Annotated in this window: 2 protein-coding genes; both read left to right on the top strand. The window is 65.4% G+C overall.

Annotation, left to right across the window (positions count from 1 at the left end; all coding sequences use genetic code 11):
* Positions 1-260 precede the first annotated feature (260 nt).
* On the top strand, positions 261-1016 hold the full coding sequence (gene ppgK / locus DRB06_RS09060) for a polyphosphate--glucose phosphotransferase (protein WP_073328054.1): 756 nt from the start codon (positions 261-263) through the stop codon (positions 1014-1016).
* Positions 1017-1070: 54 nt separating this feature from the next.
* A partial coding sequence (locus DRB06_RS09055) for a NifB/NifX family molybdenum-iron cluster-binding protein (protein WP_220093010.1) occupies positions 1071-1467 on the top strand: 397 nt, incomplete at its 3' end.

The following is a 1467-nucleotide window of genomic DNA, read 5'->3' as shown; positions in this document are numbered from 1 at the left end:
CTCACGAACCCACACCCACAACCCGCACCCACCCCCCGGGGCCCTGGCCGGGGGGCACACACCACACGCACACAACACGACCGCGCACCAGGGCCCGCACACGGCCGTCCACACGCCACACCCACAGACGGACCTCTGGGCGTCCGAACGACACCACGAACACACGCGGCCGGAAGACGTCGCCCAAAACGGGCACCAACGGCCGTCCGACTCCGATATCCTCGCGGTACAGGCAGCAGGCGGAATTGGAGGAGGCTGCGATGACTTCGGTTGCGTGCGGGATTGATATCGGCGGTTCAGGTATCAAGGGTGCGCGTGTGGATCTCGACACCGGTGAGTTCATTGGTGACCGCATTCGGATCGAGACGCCACAGCCGTCCACACCGGATGCCGTGGCGGAGGTTTGTAAGCAGCTACTTGACGGCCTCGGCATCAGCGAGCACGTACCGGTAGGTATCGCCTTCCCGGCGCCTATCGTGCACGGCACAATCCCCTTCATTGCGAACCTCGACGACTCGTGGGCGGGAGTGAACCTCAACGAGCTGATGCTGCAGCACCTTGGGCGCCCCGTGACCGCACTGAACGACGCCGACGCCGCCGGCCTGGCCGAGGTCGCCTTCGGGGCCGCCAAGGGCGTCGCCGGAACGGTCATCGTGACCACGCTAGGTACCGGCATCGGCTCCGCCATCATCGTCGACGGCACCCTGGTGCCGAACACTGAGCTCGGCCACCTCGAGATCGACGGCTATGACGCTGAGAAGCGTGCCTCCTCGGGGCAGAAGGAGCTTCAGGACCTGTCGTGGAAGAAGTGGGCCAAGCGGCTGCAGCGGTACTACTCCCACGTGGAGATGCTGTTCTCACCGGACCTGTTCGTCGTTGGTGGAGGCGTGTCAAAGAAGCACGAGAAGTTCCTGCCCAGACTCGACCTGAAGACTCCCATCGTTCCGGCGCAGCTGCTGAACACCGCGGGCATCGTGGGTGCTGCGTACCAGGCGTCGCGAGAGCAACACGACTGAGTCGGCGGATGTGGCCAAGTTCGTCGTATCTGCCCACGGGCTTACGCTGCTGCCATGAGCGATTCATTCACTGAGCCGATGATCGGGCCCGTGTCCACGGTCCTCATCCCCGTGACGACAGACGGTCAGGTGGAGCCGCGCTTCGGCCGTGCACCACGCGTCGCGGTGGTAAACGTCTCGGATGGGGTGATCACTCGCTGGCAGGAGTTCCCTGTCGGCTGGGACGTCGCCCATGACGCCGGCACCGAGGGCTCACATCACGCCCGCATTGTCCGCTTCCTTAACGAGCATCGCGTCGACACGATCATTGCCGAGCATATGGGCGCAGGCATGCGACGCGTGGTGGGGCGTATGGGAATCCTCCTGCTGCCCACGCCCGGCGGCAACGCCCGTGCGGCGGTAGCAACCGCGTTGGCGGTGGCCGCTGCAGGAGACGCCGGAGCCGATCCTC

This window comes from Actinomyces sp. Z5, from assembly GCF_003287795.1.
GTDB lineage: Bacteria > Actinomycetota > Actinomycetes > Actinomycetales > Actinomycetaceae > Actinomyces > Actinomyces glycerinitolerans.
The sequence above is the reverse complement of the archived record's forward strand: the minus strand, read 5'-3'. Positions and strand labels throughout refer to the sequence as shown.

Excerpts from the sequence above, each read along its gene's own strand:
- ppgK (WP_073328054.1), top strand. The coding sequence starts at position 261 with ATGACTTCGGTTGCGTGCGGGATTGATATCGGCGGTTCAGGTATCAAG.